17 protein-coding genes are annotated in these 18926 nt (G+C 39.1%); 10 read left to right on the top strand and 7 right to left on the bottom strand.

The genetic code is table 11. The features are described from left to right. Positions 1-14: 14 nt before the first annotated feature. Positions 15-638, bottom strand: coding sequence for a hypothetical protein (locus Q0093_RS07660; protein WP_297929448.1), 624 nt, complete (start codon positions 636-638; stop codon positions 15-17). After that, the gene (locus tag Q0093_RS07655; protein ID WP_297929446.1) at positions 619-1440 is read right to left on the bottom strand and encodes a metallophosphoesterase; all 822 of its coding nucleotides are present in this window, start codon (positions 1438-1440) and stop codon (positions 619-621) included. The genes Q0093_RS07660 and Q0093_RS07655 overlap by 20 nt, the downstream gene beginning before the upstream one ends. 143 nt (positions 1441-1583) lie before the next feature. On the opposite strand from Q0093_RS07655, the gene Q0093_RS07650 reads away from it, so the two are divergent. The 4 genes from Q0093_RS07650 (at position 1584) to Q0093_RS07635 (ending at position 7931) form a co-directional block, all read left to right on the top strand. Continuing rightward, positions 1584-2462: an AraC family transcriptional regulator gene (locus Q0093_RS07650; RefSeq protein ID WP_297929444.1), complete on the top strand. Its 879-nt coding sequence runs from the start codon at positions 1584-1586 to the stop codon at positions 2460-2462. Between the two features lie 377 nt (positions 2463-2839). Next, positions 2840-3778 carry a DUF362 domain-containing protein gene (locus Q0093_RS07645; RefSeq protein ID WP_297929443.1) on the top strand — a complete coding sequence of 313 codons (939 nt, stop codon included), beginning with the start codon at positions 2840-2842 and terminating at the stop codon, positions 3776-3778. Positions 3779-3813: 35 nt separating this feature from the next. Further along, positions 3814-5340: a 4Fe-4S binding protein gene (locus tag Q0093_RS07640; RefSeq protein WP_297929441.1), complete on the top strand. Its 1527-nt coding sequence runs from the start codon at positions 3814-3816 to the stop codon at positions 5338-5340. 38 nt (positions 5341-5378) lie between these two features. Beyond that, on the top strand, positions 5379-7931 hold the full coding sequence (locus Q0093_RS07635) for a glycoside hydrolase family 3 protein (RefSeq protein WP_297929439.1): 2553 nt from the start codon (positions 5379-5381) through the stop codon (positions 7929-7931). Between the two features lie 198 nt (positions 7932-8129). Here the strand turns inward: Q0093_RS07635 and Q0093_RS07630 are convergent, their stop codons facing one another. The 3 genes from Q0093_RS07630 to Q0093_RS07620 all read right to left on the bottom strand — a co-directional run bounded on the left by Q0093_RS07630 (position 8130) and on the right by Q0093_RS07620 (position 11484). Further along, positions 8130-8720, bottom strand: a complete 591-nt coding sequence (locus Q0093_RS07630) for a nitroreductase family protein (RefSeq protein ID WP_294178626.1) — start codon at positions 8718-8720, stop codon at positions 8130-8132. A 15-nt stretch (positions 8721-8735) separates the two neighbouring features. After that, the gene (locus Q0093_RS07625; protein WP_297929437.1) at positions 8736-9815 is read right to left on the bottom strand and encodes a DUF4831 family protein; all 1080 of its coding nucleotides are present in this window, start codon (positions 9813-9815) and stop codon (positions 8736-8738) included. Positions 9816-9903: 88 nt separating this feature from the next. Further along, positions 9904-11484, bottom strand: coding sequence for an NAD(P)H-hydrate dehydratase (locus tag Q0093_RS07620; RefSeq protein ID WP_297929435.1), 1581 nt, complete (start codon positions 11482-11484; stop codon positions 9904-9906). 120 nt (positions 11485-11604) lie between these two features. On the opposite strand from Q0093_RS07620, the gene Q0093_RS07615 reads away from it, so the two are divergent. The 5 genes from Q0093_RS07615 (at position 11605) to pgeF (ending at position 16305) form a co-directional block, all read left to right on the top strand. After that, complete coding sequence (locus Q0093_RS07615; protein ID WP_294178621.1) at positions 11605-12927, top strand: peptide MFS transporter; 1323 nt, start codon at positions 11605-11607, stop codon at positions 12925-12927. A gap of 106 nt (positions 12928-13033) precedes the next feature. Beyond that, positions 13034-13570: a hypoxanthine phosphoribosyltransferase gene (gene hpt, locus Q0093_RS07610; RefSeq protein ID WP_297929433.1), complete on the top strand. Its 537-nt coding sequence runs from the start codon at positions 13034-13036 to the stop codon at positions 13568-13570. Between the two features lie 71 nt (positions 13571-13641). After that, complete coding sequence (locus Q0093_RS07605; RefSeq protein WP_297929431.1) at positions 13642-14214, top strand: adenylate kinase; 573 nt, start codon at positions 13642-13644, stop codon at positions 14212-14214. 151 nt (positions 14215-14365) lie between these two features. After that, the gene (gene obgE / locus Q0093_RS07600) at positions 14366-15493 is read left to right on the top strand and encodes a GTPase ObgE (protein ID WP_297929429.1); all 1128 of its coding nucleotides are present in this window, start codon (positions 14366-14368) and stop codon (positions 15491-15493) included. Next, positions 15490-16305, top strand: coding sequence for a peptidoglycan editing factor PgeF (pgeF, locus tag Q0093_RS07595; RefSeq protein WP_297929427.1), 816 nt, complete (start codon positions 15490-15492; stop codon positions 16303-16305). The genes obgE and pgeF overlap by 4 nt, the downstream gene beginning before the upstream one ends. 66 nt (positions 16306-16371) lie before the next feature. Here the strand turns inward: pgeF and Q0093_RS07590 are convergent, their stop codons facing one another. Both Q0093_RS07590 and Q0093_RS07585 read right to left on the bottom strand, forming a co-directional pair. After that, complete coding sequence (locus Q0093_RS07590; RefSeq protein ID WP_294178612.1) at positions 16372-16968, bottom strand: OmpH family outer membrane protein; 597 nt, start codon at positions 16966-16968, stop codon at positions 16372-16374. A 30-nt stretch (positions 16969-16998) separates the two neighbouring features. Further along, a complete protein-coding gene (locus Q0093_RS07585) occupies positions 16999-17211 on the bottom strand; it encodes a hypothetical protein (protein WP_294178611.1) in 213 nt (70 codons plus the stop codon). Between the two features lie 238 nt (positions 17212-17449). Between Q0093_RS07585 and Q0093_RS07580 the strand changes: the two genes are divergently transcribed. Further along, the gene (locus Q0093_RS07580) at positions 17450-18913 is read left to right on the top strand and encodes an aminoacyl-histidine dipeptidase (protein WP_297929425.1); all 1464 of its coding nucleotides are present in this window, start codon (positions 17450-17452) and stop codon (positions 18911-18913) included. The last annotated feature ends 13 nt before the right edge of the window (positions 18914-18926 follow it).

Raw genomic sequence — 18926 nt, 5'->3', positions numbered from 1 at the left:
AGGCGAACGGCGTATTAGATTAATTGTATTCTAAATCCGAAAGAAAGGCTTAAAATATCGGATAATCGAACATATCGGTTACTGCATGCATTCAATATATAGAGGTCGCAAGTACTTAATTCGTAAAAAAGAGACATTGTTCTGCGTATGAATTTTTTATCATAAAAAGATATCCGTTGTCCGAGTTGTACATGAGTACGTATTTTGGTAGAAAACCAATAATAACCGTTCGGATATTTTTTTGGTTCTTTGATCCATAAATTCCCGTCGAAAATCGTATTGATATATATACCGCAACTTAGAGGTTGTAAGCTCCAGCCTTTTCCGAGCCGTACAGACCAAGGAACATAATTTTCCCGTAATGTCATGGTAAGTTTGGTTCGATTGTTGCTGAAAGACGGGACAAATCCCCACAACACTTCTGTTTCCCAGTTTTTATTGTGACCGTAATTCCACCCGACACCTGCCGAAAGCAGACCCATTCCGCCTGCAAATTGAATTTTGGTATAACGTGGTATCATTTTTTGCCATGCCGTGAGAAGACGTTCGTTCGCATGATCCGTTTCTGTTTGTGCAAAAAGGCTTAGCGGATACACGGAAAACAGAATTACTAGCAAGTTAGAAAAAAATTTCTTCATAACTGTATTCATTTTGAGTTAAGGTGAATAGCAAGTAACTGCGTTTATCCATGGAAGGACATCCGTAATAGATTGTTCCGTCTTCGAAAATATCGGTTTCTTTTGTGTTATGTTCGTGAGCATGCAGGCAGAACCTCAGATTTTTGAAATTTTTCAATGTGTAATGAAAATATTCTGCAACATTATTATTGAATTGGTCGCAATACGGTTTAGCGTGCATTACGACAACGGTTTGTGTGTATTCATCTTGCCGGGTTGTCATTTCCGAATTCAGAAAATTGAAGTCCGGTACAGGATGTGAATAATCATATTCGAGGGCATTCGTATTTAAACATACGAATTTAGTTTTACCTGCTATAAAAGAGAAATTGTCAGTGCCGAATATCTCTTCGAAGACTGCTTTTCCGTTACCTAATACATCGTGATTTCCTATAAGAGTAACGTAAGGAACATTCAGTTTATTCATGATATCACGAGCCCAGATAAATTCCCTTGTTAATCCGAAATCTGAAACGTCTCCTCCGTGTATAACAAAATCTATATCATTTCGGGCGTTTACATGGTGTACGAAATCTTCGGTTTCGTCATAACAACGTTGGCTGTCGCCCATAAGAATAAAATGGATGGATTCTTTTGATGAGCAAGAATTCTCTATTTTTTCAATTTGTGTGTAATTAATTCCCTTATCGCCGTAAATACGGGTATCGTATGGATGATATTCTATTAATTCGCATCCCGAAAGGAATGATATTTCTATGCAGAAAATAATTTTTACGATATATTTTTTTATTGATTCAGGCATATATGTGACTTTTCAAAAGCAAAGGTAACGGGGAATGGAATATCGGGAAAGTTCTGATTTTCTCTAAAAATGCTCTAATCGTAATTTCTTGTAAGCGAACTTGTAAAATTGTTTTATATTTGTTGCAATAGAGTGTATTGTTTATGAAAGTGAGAGATATTCCGGTTATTTCGATGGAAAAAACTGTGAATCGGAATTATGTAGATGAACAGATTTCCGATGAATTTTTTATGTCCATACAAGGAAAAGTGCCTGATTCGGCTTTTAATTATCCGTTTCGTTTGGATGGTCTGATCATGATTGTATGTCGTAACGGAAATTGTGAATTGGTTATAGATCTTATTCGGTATTCGGTAAAACCGAACGACTTTTTCTTTATTTTACCCGGTTCTATTATTCAGTTAGGAGATAGAAGCGATGATCTTTTATTATATGCGATGGGAGCATCTACCGATTTTTTGTCAGACAAAAGTATGAAAGCTAATATTCAGCTCTTTCTGCATGTTAAGGATAATCCGAAAATTAACCTTGATGAGAAAGATTCTGAGATGTTGTTTTCTTTTATAGAGTTCATTCGGAGCAAATTGATGAGAACCGACCATATTTATCGTAAAGAGATCGTTCAGTCTTTGTTCATGGGATTTTGTTATGAAGTCAGTGCTATTTTTCGACGCACATTAATGGCTGCTCCTCAGCAGTTGAATAGAAATGAAATATTGTTTAAGGAATTGATGCAGCTAATTGTAACCCACTATAAAACAGAACGGAGTGTCGGCTTTTATGCCGGGAAGTTGTGCCTTACCGATAAGTATTTGACAAGAATAATACGTGAAGTAAGCGGAAAGACGATTTCGGAATGGATAAAGACCGCACTTATTTTTGATGCTAAATCACAGTTGAAATATACTCGAAAAACAATACAGGAGATTTCGAACGATCTGAATTTCCCGAACCCCTCTTTTTTCGGGAAATTTTTTAAGCAACATACAGGAATGACGCCTAAAGCATATCGGATGAGTTGATTTCTCAAAACATAAAAAATAATAAAAGCCGATTAGAGCCTGTTTAAATTTTACAGGGTCAGTTTTGAGAATTTCTTCTGAGTATGTTTTTCTGCTTTTACGAGGATGATAGCGGGCTATCTGACGAGGGAAAACGGGGAAAAAGACCGGAAGAAAATGCAAAAATGACCTGATAGTGTTTAGTATTTTTTTATTGGAAAATTTAAACAGCCTCTAATTTGTAGAAACGATTTTTTTTAGTGAAAAAAGAAAATAGTAATGCTGAAAAATAATTTATTTGTATATTTGGAAAGTTAAAAACAATCGTTCAGGTGTCTGGTTTTCATTATGTTTTGGCTGTTTGTACAGAATATCTTGGCGATTCCAAATAAAAATATATGGAGAGACGGGAATTTTTAAGAACAATCGCTTTGGCTGGCTTGGCTTCTACATTTAAATTTAGTGACGCAATGGATATTCTTGCTCAAAGCGGCAGGAATGTGAAAACCGGGGCTGCTTATGATCTTGTCGCTGTTATGGGAGGAGAACCGGAGATGATGTTTCGGAAAGCAATTGCAGAGATGGGAGGAATAGGCAAATTTGTGAAACCCGGTAATAAAGTCGTTGTTAAACCTAATATCGGATGGGATAAAGTTCCGGAACTTGCGGGGAATACGAATCCGAAACTCGTAAAAGAAATTATTTCTCAGTGTTATAAAGCAGGAGCGAAAGAGGTCGTCGTTTTTGATCATACTTGTGATGATTGGCGTAAATGCTATAAGAACAGTGGAATAGAAGATGCCGCAGAAGCTGCGAAAGCAAAAGTCGTTCCGGCTAATGAAGAGACTTATTACAGGGAAGTCGATCTTCCGCAGGGGAAGAATCTGCGTAAAGCGAAAATTCATAATGCGATTCTCGATTGTGATGTGTGGATAAATGTTCCTATTCTGAAACATCACGGTGGCGCTAATCTGACTATATCCATGAAAAATCACATGGGAATTGTTTGGGATAGAGGCGCTTTTCATAAGAATGATTTGCAACAGTGTATAGCAGATATTTGTACTTTCAGGAAACCTGCCGTGTTGAATGTCGTAGATGCTTATAGGGTATTGAAGAGTAATGGTCCGCGAGGAACTTCGGCAGCAGATGTCGTAACCCCCAAGGCTATTTTTATATCATCCGATATTGTCGCAGTAGATACCGCTGCCACCAAATTCTTTAATCAGATACGTACTATGCCGCTGGAAGATGTCGGACATTTGGCTAAGGGAGAAGCTTTGAAGATTGGTACGATGAATTTGGATGGACTGAAAGTCAAACGTTTAAAGATGTAATTATATTTTTGCTGTAAATCGAATTCTTATAAACTATGTTACGAAAAATACGCATAGGGATATCGCTTACGATATTTCTGTTGCTCACATTCTATTTAGTCGATTTTGCCGGAGTTTTGCCGGATTCTTTTCATGTCTTAGCTCATATACAATTTATTCCGGCGTTATTGGGTTTAAATGTCGGGATATTGTTGTTTCTGCTGGTATTAACGTGGTTGACCGGAAGATCGTATTGCTCTGCTATTTGTCCTTTGGGAATATTTCAAGATATAGTTATCTGGGTTTCCCGCAAACGAAATAAAAAGAAGCATTATGATTACCGTCGGGCATTAAACCGGTGGAGATGGGGAATATTGTTATTGATCGTAGTTGCCGGTTTTTCGGGTTTTATGATTTTGGTTAGTTTACTCGATCCTTATAGTGCTTACGGACGTATCGTAGTCAATGTTTTCAAGCCCTTGTATTTAGTCGTAAATAATTTCTTAACATGGATTTTTACGATGTTCGATAACTATACGTTTTACTATATGGATATTATCGTGACAAGTGTGTCGGCTTTAGTTATTGCCCTTATGACGTTATTGATTGTCGGCTATTTGGCATATCGTTATGGCAGAATATATTGTAATACCGTTTGTCCGGTTGGAACTTTATTGGGTTTTATTTCGAAGTATTCTCTTTTTAGAGTACATATCGATACCTCTAAGTGTAACGGTTGCGGGTTGTGTGCCCGTAAATGTAAGGCTTCTTGCATCGATAGTAAAAAGCATGAAATTGATTATAGCCGTTGTGTAGTTTGTTTTGATTGTATCGATAATTGTCATCAAGGAGCAATATCTTATACTTTGCGCTATAAAAAAGGATCGCCAAAAAATATTTCATCTGAAAGACCGGATATGTCGAAGCGTACTTTTGTCGCAACTCTGACCGCTGTTGCATTAACAGCACCGAAGTCGGCGGTAAGCCAGAGTATGAGGGTGCTTACAGGGAATAAACCTTATAAAAGAGAGCACCCTTTGTCTCCTCCGGGATCGATCAGCGCAGAGCATTTTAACCAACATTGTACGGCCTGCCATCTTTGTGTAAGCAAATGCCCCTCTCATGTGTTGAAACCTTCATTGTTAGAATACGGAATCGGAGGAATATTGCAGCCGGTGATGAGTTTTGAAAACGGTTTTTGTAATTATGATTGTACACTTTGTTCTGAAATCTGTCCGAATAAGGCGATATTACCCTTGACGAAAGAGGAGAAGCATCTTACACAGGTGGGACATGTGGTATTTATCGAGGAAAATTGTATTGTACACACCGATAATACCAATTGTGGAGCATGTGCCGAACATTGTCCTACTCAAGCTGTTACAATGGTTTCGTATAGGGATGGATTGACAATTCCTAAGATCAACCCTGATATTTGTGTAGGTTGCGGAGGGTGCGAATATGTATGTCCGGTGCGACCTTTCCGGGCAATCCATATAGAAGGAAATCCCGTTCACTTACAGGCAAAACCGATACAGATAAATAAAGAGGATGAAATGGAAATTGATGATTTCGGTTTTTAATAAATTGAATAATTCTTAACACAATACATACATACAACATGAAACATAAAACAAAATTGCTATTTGTCGTTTTCGTTTTTGTCTTGTCGGGAACGCTTTTTGCTCAAAAAGAGGTGTATAAAGACATGGATGCTCCTCAACATGAGCGGATTATGGATTTGTTATCTCGTTTAACGATCGAGGAAAAGATTTCTTTATTGCGGGCGACTTCTCCCGGAATTCCCCGATTGGAAATAAAAAAATATTATCATGGCAATGAAGCGTTGCATGGGATAGTACGTCCCGGTAATTTTACCGTATTTCCTCAAGCCATAGGATTGGCAAGTATGTGGAATCCCGATTTTCTGTATGAAATTTCTACTGTGATTTCGGATGAAGCACGTGCCCGTTGGAATGAGTTGAATCGGGGAAAAGATCAGAAACGTCTTTTCAGCGATCTGCTGACATTTTGGTCTCCGACAGTCAATATGGCTCGCGATCCCCGCTGGGGACGTACTCCAGAAACTTACGGGGAAGACCCTTTTCTCTCCGGTAAATTGGGAGTTGCCTTTGTGAAAGGGCTGCAGGGTAATGATTCTCGTTATTTAAAGGTCGTTTCTACACCGAAACACTTTGCTGCCAATAATGAAGAGCATAACCGTTTTGAATGTAATCCTCAAATATCTGAGCGGGATTTGAGAGAATATTATCTTCCGGCCTTTGAGCGTTGTATTATCGACGGTAAGGCTCAATCGATTATGACTGCATATAATGCCATTAACGATGTCCCCTGTACTTTGAATACGTGGTTATTAAAGAAAGTATTGCGCACCGATTGGGGATTTAACGGTTATGTCGTATCGGATTGTGGTGCTCCGAGCCTGCTGGTTACTCACCATAAATATGTGAAAACGCCTGAAGCGGCTGCTACATTGGCGTTGAAAGCCGGTCTTGACTTGGAATGCGGGGATAATGTTTATATTGATCCTTTAATGAATGCCTATAAGCAATATATGGTTAGTGAAGCTGAAATAGATACGGCGGCATACCGGATATTGCGTGCCCGCATGATGTTGGGACTGTTCGATGATCCTGCGAAAAACCCCTACAATGCCTTGTCTCCGTCGATCGTAGGATGCGAGAAACATAAAAATATGGCTCTTGAGGCGGCACGGCAGAGTCTTGTGTTGTTGAAAAACGAAAATAATTTTTTGCCGATAAATCCTAAAAAGGTGAAATCTATCGCTGTAGTCGGGATTAATGCCGGAAATTGTGAGTTCGGAGATTACAGCGGGAAACCGGTAAATGTTCCGGTGTCTGTTTTGGACGGAATCCGAAATCGAGTAGGAGATGATGTAAAAATCGTTTATGCACCTTGGAAATCTTCATCTTCAGGATATGAAATGATCACTAAAGCGAATTTTCCGAATGGATTGAAAGCCGAGTACTATAATAATAAACATTTACAGGGGAGTCCTCAAGTACGTATTGACGAAAATATAAATTTTGAACCGGCTAATCAAGCTCCCGATCCGTTCCTTCCCGAATCTCCGTTATCGATTCGATGGAGTGGTGATTTAGTTCCGTCTGTTTCAGGAAAATATACTCTTGCTTTTGCGACGGATGACGGATGTCGTTTGTATATAGATGATAAGATGGTGATCGATTCGTGGAAAAATAGAGGGTTGACAACCGATAGCGTAGTCGTGACATTAGAAAAAGATAAAAAGTATCGTTTGGTAGCCGAGTATTTCGATAATGCTGGAGAAGCTTCGGCTAAATTATATTGGCGTACTCCTGATTTTGAGAAAAAGGCTCTTCTCGACCTTTATGGAGATGCTAAAAAGGCTATTCAGGAATGCGATATGACGATTGCCGTTATGGGTATCAATAAGTCTATTGAACGAGAAGGTCGTGATCGTGACCATATTGAATTGCCTAAGGATCAGGAACTTTTTATTGAAGAGGCTTATAAGTTGAATCCCAAAATGGCAGTAGTATTGGTTGCCGGCAGTTCTTTGGCTGTAAATTGGATGGACGAACATGTCCCTGCGATCCTTAATGCATGGTATCCCGGAGAACAAGGAGGAACAACTGTTGCCGAAGCTTTGTTCGGGGATTATAATCCAGCCGGACGCTTACCGCTTACCTATTATCGCTCATTGGACGATCTTCCTCCTTTTGATGATTATGCCGTTCAAAAGAACCGAACATATATGTATTTCACCGGAAAACCTTTATATGCATTCGGTTACGGATTGAGTTATACGAAATTTGATTATCGTAAGCTGTCTGTCGATCAAGATGCCGAAAATGTGCGTCTGTCGTTTACGATAAAGAATAGCGGAAAGTATAATGGGGATGAAGTCGCTCAGGTTTATGTGCGGTTTCCTGAAATAGGAGTGAAAGTTCCTATAAAACAATTGAAGGGCTTTGAACGGGTACATATTGCTAAGGGGAAAACCATTCCGGTTACTATTACCGTACCTAAAAAAGAATTGCGTATATGGGATGAAAAGAAAAGTGAATTTTTTACTCCGTCAGGAAATTATGTTTTTATGGTAGGAGCATCTTCTGATGATATCCGATTGCAGCAAGTTGTTAAACTTTAGTACTCGTAAAATCAGAAAAATATCCTCGTAAGAAACTCTCAAAACTGACCCGAGTAAAATTTAGACAGGCTCTCAGGTTCGGGATATTTAACATTTACACTCTCTAAATATCACGATAAGAATATCGGTATATATTTAGAGAGTGTAAATGTAAATGGACTCTATTCTAATAACTTTGTTTACTGATTTGAAAATCTGTCAGAATTTTTCGTAATGGATTTTCTTTTCGTCGAACTTATTTTTAGGCGATTGTGAGCCATTCGGATAACCGATAGGTATAACGCAGAGCGGAATAATATTTTCAGGAATATTTGTATATTTCCGTACTGTATTTATACGATCCTCGTACGGGTAGGCTGCAGTCCAGACCGCACCCAGTTCGAGCGATTCGGCTGCTAATAAAATGTTTTCTGAAACTGCAGAACAATCGAGATACCAATAAGATGAGCGAATGGAGTCTCCGCATACGATGATAGCCATTGGTGCTTTATTCAGCATTTTTGCATAAGGTAACTCCGCAGCCATTGAATCGAGAGTAGAACGGTTTTGTATTACGATCAGTTCCCAAGGCCGAAGATCTCTCCCTGAGGGAGCGGCCATGCCGGCTTTTAATAATATCGCTATTTTTTCATTTTCGACCTTTTTGCCGATAAAATCCCGGACACTTTTTCGAGATAATATATTTTCTATGACTGGATTTTCGGTCTTTTCTGTTTGTTGTGATATTCCGGAACAACTATTTCCGAAAATAACAGATAGAATACATAATACGATTAATAAATTTTTCATGCGTTCTGAATTTGATTATTTATCGCTGGTTTGTCCTATTTCGCGGATTGCTCCGGTTTCAGGATAAAAAGTTACATGGGCCGGAGCTTTTTTGTTATCGAACATGTTAGGTGCTAATCCGAAAACGACACCGAATTGGGCAACTTGAAATTCTCCGGAGAAAATATTTTTTCCGTTATACGTTAAAGAAGCTTTGGCCTTTCCGGGAATATTATAAGCTAAAGCCCCTTTCGGCATTTCTTTGACTTTCCCTTTTGCGTCTACCGGGAGTTCCCCTTTTTCGGTAATTTTTAAATTTATGTAAATAGGGTCTCCGCTAAGGTCGGTTTTTCCCACTATTCCCGATACATCTGAAATGCGGAAAACTACTTCATTGGCAGTTTCTCCTTGGGGAATCCATGTGAAATGTTTTACAACGGTTTGTGTTTGAGTTGTTCCCATAAACAAAGCTGTGAGGTTTCTTTCTTGTTCGTCTAATTGTTGCAACATAAGTTTTAACGCTTCTCCGTCTGCCGGTTTTTGGTCGGAGTCACCTGTCGAAAGATCCATCCGGCTTTCACGTATCCGGTAAATCTGTTTGGCTGCTACTTCCGCCATTTTGGCTGTAGAACCTGAAATAAGCATTTCTTCGGTAAGAACAGAAGCATATCCATTGTTCTCTAATGGAGATGCAGTTTTCTTTTTCCCCTGACTGTCTGATATTTCATTGCTCGGCAAAGGATCGGTATTTACCGATAGTAATAAACCGTCTTTATTTAAAAACATATAGGGAGCACTTCCTGATTTAAATTGAACTAAGTATTGTTGATCTTTATCCGCTACTCCATAACTGCTGATCGTTGCTTTATCTAATTTCCATGAAGATTTGTCCTCAGTAATATTGACCGGTACACCCAGATATTTTTCTGCATATTTATAATACGGACCGGCTTTTACGATTGTTTGGGTAGCTATGACTTCTATATCGAAAACGGTCTTTGGTAAAGAGTAAATCAGCCCGTATTCATTGTGCTTTCCAGCCGTCAGTTTTGTTGTTTCCTGTGCAAAGGCACTTATAGTGCAGAGCAGGCAGAGAGATATGATTCCTTTTTTCATATTAGTCGGTTTTTTTATTCATAATATACGAATTTTACCCACATGCAAATATAAAATTAATTTGTGAATGAAAATACTGAATATCAGATTAAACTCTGTAATTATGCAGTTTTTTATATGCTTGTCCTATTTGGGAAATAATGTCTCCTGCAGTTATGTATTCCTGAGAATCTTTCTCTGCTGCCAGATCTCCTGCTGTTCCGTGAAGAAAAACGCCTAAGATTGCAGCCGGTATCGGGTGGTAACCTTGAGCCAACAATCCTGTGATCATTCCGGTCAGAGTATCTCCGCTCCCGGCAGTAGCCATTCCTGCATTTCCCGAACTGTTGAAGAGCACATCGCCTTTCGGTGTGACGATAGCGGTATTAGCCCCTTTTAAGACAATGATTATATGATAGCGAGTTGCTATTTCCCTTGCTTTGTTCAGCCGCTCATAAGAGGTGTCGTTTTTCCCGAATAATCGGTCGAACTCCAGATGATGAGGGGTCAGGATAGAATTTCTCGGAAGATTTTCGATCAATTCTGTATGTCCCGCCAACAAATTCAGTGCATCGGCATCCAATACTATCGGGCGTTTTATTTGTCCGAGCAATTTGTAAAACGCCCGGGCGGTTTCTTCGTGGCGACCTAAACCCGGACCGACGGCAATTGCGGAATAAGATCTATTTAAAACTATATCGGAAATATGAGAATCTTGTTTATCGGCAATAAATAACGCTTCCGGTACAGCTGTTTGAAGAATTCTTTCTCCGCATGCAGCCGACAGAACCGATACCAGCCCTGCTCCTGTGTGTAGTGTAGCTTGTGCAGCCAGTATTGCCGCTCCCATCATTCCTTTGCTCCCGGCAATTAATAGGGCATGTCCTACATTATGTTTGCTTACGAAGCGACTTCGTTTCATTACCATGCGAGCAGCTTCATCCGGTTCGATATAGTAGTATTTGGTTTCTGTCTGTTCGATAACATCAGGATGAATGCCGATATCGACAATTTTCCATTCTCCGGTGAATTGTTCGTTTTCGGCAAACATGAATGCTAATTTGGGATATTGAAATGTGATCGTGAGATCGGCCTGAATAATATTTCGGGGAATATTTTCTATGTTGTTTTCCCCGAAAAGTCCTGATGGCAGGTCAATAGACACGACAGTTGCATCAGAAGAATTGATATATTGTACCACAGACCCGAATCCTCCGGAAAGAGGTTTGCTCAATCCAGATCCGAATAATCCGTCTATAACAAGTGTTCCTTTAGTCAGTGTCGGAGGGATAAATTCGTTTATAATCTCCGTGAAGTGTGAGCCGCTGTGAGGGAATGTGTTTGTCGAATCGGATTGTTTTACCGATTTTGAGAATTTTATTCCTTCTATTGCTTGTAAACGGTCTCTGTTCTTAAGGCAGTCTTGAGACAGTTTTTGAAGCGGGTTAAACAGGTATATGCTGAGGGTGTAGCCTTCCTCTATCAACATTCGGGAGACAGCGAGTGCGTCGCCTCCGTTATTCCCAGGTCCTGCAAAGACGACAACCGGAGTGTTGCGTTTCCATCTGGATATGATTTCGAATGTGACTGATGAAGCAGCCCGTTCCATTAAATCAATAGACTTGATCGGTTCGTTTTCAATAGTAAACCGATCGAGTTTCTTTGTTTCGTTTGTAAAGAATATTTTCATTTTATATTGAATTTTGCAATGTAAAAAAGATAATTACAAAATAAATCGTTTAAAATTGGATAAATATAGAACTTTTGTCTAATTTCGCCGCTCAAATATCAACAAAGATAGCTATTTTTTATGAGTACGAGTATAATGAGACATCCAAAAGGTCTGTACCTTTTGTTCTTTACGGAGATGTGGGAGCGTTTTAGTTATTATGGCATGAGAGCTATGCTTATTTTGTATTTGACTAAGACGGCAATGGAAGGAGGCTTAGGATTCGATGCCAGGCAAGCGAGTCTTATTTATGGCTTTTTTACAGGGTTTGTTTATTTCACTCCGTTGATAGGAGGCTGGCTTGCCGATAATTATTTAGGGCAACGGAAATCGATAACGATCGGAGGTATTACGATGATGATCGGGCAATTCTGTTTGGCCGCAAAGGCCGATCCTGTATTCTTATCGTTGGGGTTGTTTTTATTGATTATAGGAAACGGCTTTTTTAAGCCGAATATTGCGGTTATCGTCGGAGACTTGTATAAACCTGATGATCCGAGAAAAGACTCTGCCTATACGATTTTTTATATGGGCGTTAATGTAGGGGCACTTATAGCACCTTTGATTACAGGATATTTGGCTATTACTTACGGGTATCGTTGGGGATTTGTTGCTGCCGGACTCGGGATGATGTTGGGACAGATATGCTATAATTTCTTGTCGAACCGTTTCCTCGGTGATCTTTGTAAAGAACCGGCGTTAAAAAAGGATGAAGACGGGAATGTGGAAAAAGAACCGTTAACCAAAGAGGAAAAAGACAGGACGATGGTTATTTTTATTCTTGTAGCTTTTTGTATTTTCTTTTGGGCTGGATTTGAACAAGCGGGTAGTTCTCTCACCCTTTATACTGACAAATACATTGATCGGAATGTTTTAGGGTTTGTTATTCCGACGGAATGGTTTCAGTCGGTAAATCCTGTTTTTATTATTCTGTTAGCTCCTTTATTTTCTATGTTTTGGGGATTTCTCTCTAAAAGGGGAAAGAATCCTTCGATACCGGTGAAAATGGCTATGGGTATGATTTTACTGGGATTAGGGTTTGTTTTGATGCTTGGGGCTGTGTGGCAACGAGGTGGAGATGATGCTTCACTTCTTGTAAAAGCTAATTTATTGTGGCTTTTGGGTACTTATCTGATGCATACGATGGGCGAGCTTTGTCTGTCCCCGATAGGTCTTTCTATGGTATCGAAATTATCCCCTGTCAGGCTGGCTTCTCTGATGATGGGAGTTTGGATGCTGAGTAGTTTCTTTGCGAATATAACAGCTGGTTTTATCGCTTCATTTTTCGTATCGTTGGGAGCGATGAGTATTTTCGCCGTTATTGCAGTTACTTCTATTTTACTCGGATTATTCTTATTGGCGGTTAGCAGGTGGCTTACCGGGAAAATGCACGGAGTGAAATAGCCTAAAAATACGTTTGTCCGAAGAGAAAAATAGTCGCTTATTTTTTGCAATAGGCATATTTGTTATACCTTTGCCGACTATAAATTCATTACATATCCAAGATCCGATGGACACTATTCAGATTAAAGACAAAACATTCAGGCCATATATCCGGCGAGAGGAAATTAAAGCTGCTATAGAAAATATCGCTGCTCGTATCAATAACGAATTAGCTGGGGAAAATCCTCTGTTTATCTGTGTTTTGAACGGAGCATTTGTCTTTGCTGCAGATCTTTTACGAGAAATAACGATCGAAAGCGAAATCACATTTATGCGCATGAAATCTTATTCCGGTACGCAATCGACAGGTGTCGTAAAGATTATTCATGGATTGGATGAGGATATCAAAGACCGTACGGTAATAGTCGTTGAGGATATTGTCGATACGGGTTTTACGATGCAACGGATTATTAATCAGTTGAAAGAAAGAGAACCGAAGCAGGTGAAAATCGCGACTTTGCTTTTTAAACCGAAAGCACTGAAATGCGATGTACATGTTGATTATGCAGCGCTTGAGATTCCTAATGATTTTATTGTGGGTTATGGGTTGGATTATGACGAACAGGGTCGTAATTTGAAAGATATTTATGTGATTGCGGATTAATAATCTTTGACCTTAAAATTTTAATACGGTGAAAAGGTGGCAATAAAGTGCACAAATAAACCGATATAAGTATGTTGAATATTGTAATTTTTGGAGCTCCGGGATCGGGAAAAGGTACTCAGAGCGATATGATTATTAAAAAGTACGGCTTGTTTCACATTTCTACGGGAGATGTTTTGAGAGCTGAAATGAAAAATGGTACGGAATTGGGGAAAATAGCTGAAGGTTATATTTCCAAAGGACAATTAGTTCCGGATGAACTCATTATCGATATGTTAGCTAAAGTGCTGGATTCGAATGAAGAAACGAAAAACGGTGTTATTTTTGACGGATTCCCTCGTACGATTCCTCAAGCCGAAGCCCTGAAAGCGATGTTGAAAGAACGGGGAGCAGAGGTTTCTGCTGTCGTAGGTCTTGAAGTCGAAGAAGAGGAGTTGATCGATCGTTTGATTAAACGCGGTCAAGTATCTGGTCGTTCGGATGATAACCTCGAAACGATAAAGAGCCGTTTAGATGTATATCACAATCAAACTACACCGTTGAAAGATTATTATATTAATGAAAAGAAATATAAAGCTATTCACGGAATGGGAACTATCGAATCTATCTTTTCAGCTATTGAAAAAGAGATAGATAACCTCTAAATAAACGAGAATTTTAGAGAGGCTGTATTCAGAGCGTATCGCGATGAGTTGCAGCCTCTTTTTTGTCTGTTTTGGATAAGCGGGCGAAAAAGCATTATCTTTGCAATTTAAGAGATTGATTTATAAATAAAAATCGTAAAATAGAGAATTTATGGCCGAATCTAATTTTGTTGATTATGTCAAGATATATTGTCGCTCCGGTAAGGGTGGGGCAGGATCTGCACACTTGCACCGTGAGAAGTTTATTACCAAAGGCGGCCCTGACGGGGGTGACGGAGGTAGGGGCGGTCATGTAATATTAAGAGCTAACAGGAACTATTGGACTCTTTTACACCTTAAATATTCACGTCATGTGTATGCCGGTCACGGCGGTTCGGGTGGAGCAAGCCGCAGTTTCGGAAAGGATGGAGAAGATCAGATCATAGAAGTTCCGTGCGGTACGGTTGTGTTCGATGCTGAAACCGGAGAATTCCTTTGTGAAGTGACGGAACACGGAGAAGAGGTTATTTTGTTAAAAGGTGGTCGGGGAGGATTGGGTAATTGGCATTTCCGTTCGGCAACAAATCAAACACCCCGTTATGCGCAGCCCGGAGAGCCGGCAATAGAAAAGTCTGTCATAATGGAATTGAAATTGTTGGCAGATGTCGGGTTGGTCGGTTTTCCCAATGCAGGAAAATCTACACTCTTATCGGTAGTCTCTGCGGCGAAACCTAAAATTGCAGATTATCCTTTTACTACATTAGAACCTAATTTGGGAATCGTTTCGTATAGAGATAATCGTTCTTTTGTAATGGCTGATATACCGGGTATTATAGAAGGCGCAAGTGAAGGGAAAGGCTTAGGTTTACGTTTTCTCCGACATATAGAGCGAAACGCTTTATTATTGTTTATGGTTCCGGCAGACTCGAAAGATATTCGGGAAGAATATGAAATATTGTTGAATGAAATAGCAAATTTCAATCCTGAACTATTAGATAAGCATCGGGTGTTAGCTATTACTAAATCGGATATGCTGGATGAAGAACTTACGGAGGCATTAAAAGCTGATCTTCCGGGTATTCCGTATGTGTTTATATCTTCTGTTACGGGACAGGGAATTACCGAATTAAAGGATATTTTGTGGGAAGAATTAAATAAGGAGGATAATAAGGCTGCTCCATTGACCCATCGTAATTTGGATATCAGTCATCGGGTAAAAGAGGAGGATGAGTTGTTGCTTGCCGGTGATGATGACGATGAGGAAGAGGAGGCTTATGAGGAATATGATTGGGACGAATGAAACCGATAAAAGTAGGAGATATAGAAATGTTGTCTTTCGAATCGTTAAATTCGTTTGACGGCATTTTCAATTTTGTTACGACTCGTAATGGTGTTATTGAAGGGAATCCTTACTCATCTTTTAATTTAGGAGTACACTCCGGAGAAGCTGTGTCCCGTGTATTAGAACGCAGAAATATTCTTAGAGAGACGCTTGGTATTGCTCCGGGACATTTTATTCTTCCTCGCCAGGTGCATGGCAGCGGAATTGCAATTGTCGATGACCACTTTTTGAAGATGTCTTCTGATGAGCAAAAAGAAGCCGTTTCTCAATCGGATGCTTTAATTACGAATATGCCTGAAGTCTGTATCGGTGTGACTACTGCCGATTGTGTCCCGGTATTGTTATATGATCCCGTTAAAAAGTGTATTGCGGCAATTCATGCCGGATGGAGAGGAACTGTGCAGCATATTGTATCTGTAGCAGTTCGGAGTATGTCTATTCATTTCGGTTCTTTGTCTGCCGATATTTATGCAGCAATAGGTCCGTCGATAGGATATGAACAGTTCGAGGTCGGAGATGAAGTATATGAAGCGTTTAAAAACTCATATTCTAATATAGATGAATTAAGTGCTCGGCATCCTGTTACAGGGAAGTATCATATCGATTTATGGAAAGCTAACCATACCGACTTGTGTAGTGTCGGTGTAGTGAAAAAACATATTGAAATTGCCGGTTTATGTACCAAAATTCATAATGACTTGTTTTTTTCGGCAAGAGCTTCGGGTTTAAAATCGGGCAGGTTTGTTTCCGGAATTTACATGAGGGAATAATAGGGATAATAAAAAACGCGATACATATTTTTTTGTACCGCGTTCTTTTTATAAGAAATCCTATTCTTATTTTTTTACGTATCGTTTATTTAACAGATCGACAATCTCGTTTGTGATATCATAAGACGGATCTATATAAAGCGTACTGGCATTGTTAAGAATAGCTTCGTATTTTTTGTCTTTATTGTATTCGTGAATAAAGTTGATGATAGAGTCATTCATTTGGCTCAGCATTTTTTGCTGTTCGCGCATATTTTCATCTTCGAGACGCTGAATATATTCTTGTAATTCTTGTTGTTTTTTCATTAGTCGTTGTTGCTCCTGTTGCAAGCGTTCTTGAGAAAGAAATGCATTATTCTGATATTTTCGCTGGAATTCGGCCATTTCTTTTTCTAATTGGCGGCCTTTCTCGTTAACATTGGCGCGTGAGTTTTCAGCGCGGCGTAATAACGATTCGTTTAAATCTTTTGCATAGTTATATTTTTGTAATAGAGAATCTATATTAACGTATGCGATAGGCAATTTGCCTGAAATAGAGGTAGTTTGTGCAGCAGGTGTTTCAGCTGATTTTTCAGTCGTATTATTTTTTTTGTTACACTGAACAAACAACATAACAATAGCGAATGCTAAAACAGAATGAATAAAGGGTCTGCTAATCTTCATAACTTTGAATTTTATTACTAACTTTATGTTTTATTTTTCTTTTAATAAATCTGCCAACTGTTTTCTATTACGATCGACAGAGTCGGTTGATAATGCACATGAAATACCTCTTTTTTTCATCTCCCTGTTTGCTCCGATGTGTGTGTTCGGAAATTTGCCGCCTTTAACGAATATTACCTTTATTCCTAAAAGAATAAATGCCAAAGCAACAATCGCCATAGTAAGAAGTATCGTATTCCACATTTTGATTATATTTGTATTGCAAATATAAGAAGAAACTCTGATTTAACAGGATTCTCGTTCGTATTTTGGCTATTATATCGGATAAACAGATATTTTTAACATTATTTCCGGTATGTGGTTAAGAAAAAAACGGGACATAAATAGGAGGAAAGAGAACATCGTATCAGGATAATGCGGTATATTCTTTTGAAGTGATTTAGAAATAATTTCAAGATTTTAATATTTTATAAAGAAGACTATGGATGTAAAGGATTTAAAGCCGGAGTTGATCTGGCACTATTTTGATGAAATAACAAAAGTTCCCAGACCTTCGAAGAAAGAAGGAAAGATACGTGCTTTTTTATTGAATTTTGCACGTGAACATCACTTGGATGCGAAAGAAGACGCAACGGGAAATATTGTTATTGCTAAAGCTGCAACTCGAGGATTTGAATCGACTCCCGGAGTGATTTTACAATCGCATATGGATATGGTATGTGAGAAAAATTCGGATGTTATTCATGATTTTGAGAATGACCCGATAGAAACATATATCGACGGAGAGTGGGTACGTGCCAAAGGTACGACTTTAGGTGCGGATAACGGAATCGGGATGGCTGCATCATTGGCCGTGTTAGCTTCGGATAATTTGCAGCACGGTCCTTTGGAAGCATTATTTACCGTAGATGAGGAAACCGGATTGACCGGAGCTTTTGGAATGAAAGAAGGTTTTATTTCAGGAGACTATTTGCTTAATCTCGATTCTGAAGATGAAGCTGAAATTTTCATAGGCTGTGCCGGAGGGATAGATACAACTTCTACTTTTACCTATAAACCGACGATGACACCTGCCGATTATTTTTATTTTCGGGTAAGTATTTCTAACTTGCAAGGAGGTCATTCGGGTAGTGATATCGATAAGGGATTGGGTAATGCCAATAAAATTTTAGCCCGTTTCTTATGCAGATGTTCTAAGAAGTATGATATGGTCCTATGTCGTATCGAAGGTGGAAATCTGCGGAATGCAATTCCTCGTGAAGCATCGGCTGTTATCGGTGTTCCTAAAAATGAGAAAGAAAAAATTCGAGTAGATCTGAATCTTTTCCACTCTATTATCGAAGAGGAATTATCTACCGTAGAACCGAATATGAAAATTACGATGGAGTCGGAAGGGCATCAGGATCGTTGTATCGATCGTCAAACGACTTTTGCTTTAATAAATGCTTTGAATGCTTGTCCTCATGGTGTAATATCTATGAGTCGTGATATTCCCGGACTTGTCGAGACTTCGACCAATTTAGCTTCTGTAAAAATGGTGGGAGAAGACCAAATTGTTGTTGCTACCAGCCAGCGGAGTTCGGTAGAATCTTTGAAGCAAGAAATAGCTTGCCGTGTAGAAAGCGTGTTTACATTGGCAGGTGCAGCGGCTACACATGGGGAAGGTTATCCCGGTTGGAAACCTAATCTTAAATCTGAGATATTAAATATTGCGGTAGCTGCTTATGAAGAATTGTATCATGTAACTCCTGAGGTAAAAGCGATTCATGCAGGTTTGGAGTGCGGTCTTTTCTTAACGAAATATCCGCATTTAGACATGATTTCTTTTGGTCCTACACTGAGAGGTGTTCATTCTCCGGATGAAAAGATGCATATTCCTGCTGTTGAAAAATTTTGGAATCATTTGGTGATGATTCTTAAAAAAGTATCGGAAAAGTATTCATAGTAAAATTTAGATA

It is taken from the genome of uncultured Coprobacter sp., from assembly GCF_947855755.1.
Classification (GTDB): domain Bacteria; phylum Bacteroidota; class Bacteroidia; order Bacteroidales; family Coprobacteraceae; genus Coprobacter.
This window is presented reverse-complemented; position numbering and strand designations above follow the sequence as displayed.

Coding starts and splice junctions, on each gene's coding strand:
- Q0093_RS07660 (WP_297929448.1), bottom strand. CDS start 638: ATGAAGAAATTTTTTTCTAACTTGCTAGTAATTCTGTTTTCCGTGTAT.
- Q0093_RS07655 (WP_297929446.1), bottom strand. CDS start 1,440: ATGCCTGAATCAATAAAAAAATATATCGTAAAAATTATTTTCTGCATA.
- Q0093_RS07650 (WP_297929444.1), top strand. CDS start 1,584: ATGAAAGTGAGAGATATTCCGGTTATTTCGATGGAAAAAACTGTGAAT.
- Q0093_RS07645 (WP_297929443.1), top strand. CDS start 2,840: ATGGAGAGACGGGAATTTTTAAGAACAATCGCTTTGGCTGGCTTGGCT.
- Q0093_RS07640 (WP_297929441.1), top strand. CDS start 3,814: ATGTTACGAAAAATACGCATAGGGATATCGCTTACGATATTTCTGTTG.
- Q0093_RS07635 (WP_297929439.1), top strand. CDS start 5,379: ATGAAACATAAAACAAAATTGCTATTTGTCGTTTTCGTTTTTGTCTTG.
- Q0093_RS07630 (WP_294178626.1), bottom strand. CDS start 8,720: ATGAAAAATTTATTAATCGTATTATGTATTCTATCTGTTATTTTCGGA.
- Q0093_RS07625 (WP_297929437.1), bottom strand. CDS start 9,815: ATGAAAAAAGGAATCATATCTCTCTGCCTGCTCTGCACTATAAGTGCC.
- Q0093_RS07620 (WP_297929435.1), bottom strand. CDS start 11,484: ATGAAAATATTCTTTACAAACGAAACAAAGAAACTCGATCGGTTTACT.
- Q0093_RS07615 (WP_294178621.1), top strand. CDS start 11,605: ATGAGTACGAGTATAATGAGACATCCAAAAGGTCTGTACCTTTTGTTC.
- hpt (WP_297929433.1), top strand. CDS start 13,034: ATGGACACTATTCAGATTAAAGACAAAACATTCAGGCCATATATCCGG.
- Q0093_RS07605 (WP_297929431.1), top strand. CDS start 13,642: ATGTTGAATATTGTAATTTTTGGAGCTCCGGGATCGGGAAAAGGTACT.
- obgE (WP_297929429.1), top strand. CDS start 14,366: ATGGCCGAATCTAATTTTGTTGATTATGTCAAGATATATTGTCGCTCC.
- pgeF (WP_297929427.1), top strand. CDS start 15,490: ATGAAACCGATAAAAGTAGGAGATATAGAAATGTTGTCTTTCGAATCG.
- Q0093_RS07590 (WP_294178612.1), bottom strand. CDS start 16,968: ATGAAGATTAGCAGACCCTTTATTCATTCTGTTTTAGCATTCGCTATT.
- Q0093_RS07585 (WP_294178611.1), bottom strand. CDS start 17,211: ATGTGGAATACGATACTTCTTACTATGGCGATTGTTGCTTTGGCATTT.
- Q0093_RS07580 (WP_297929425.1), top strand. CDS start 17,450: ATGGATGTAAAGGATTTAAAGCCGGAGTTGATCTGGCACTATTTTGAT.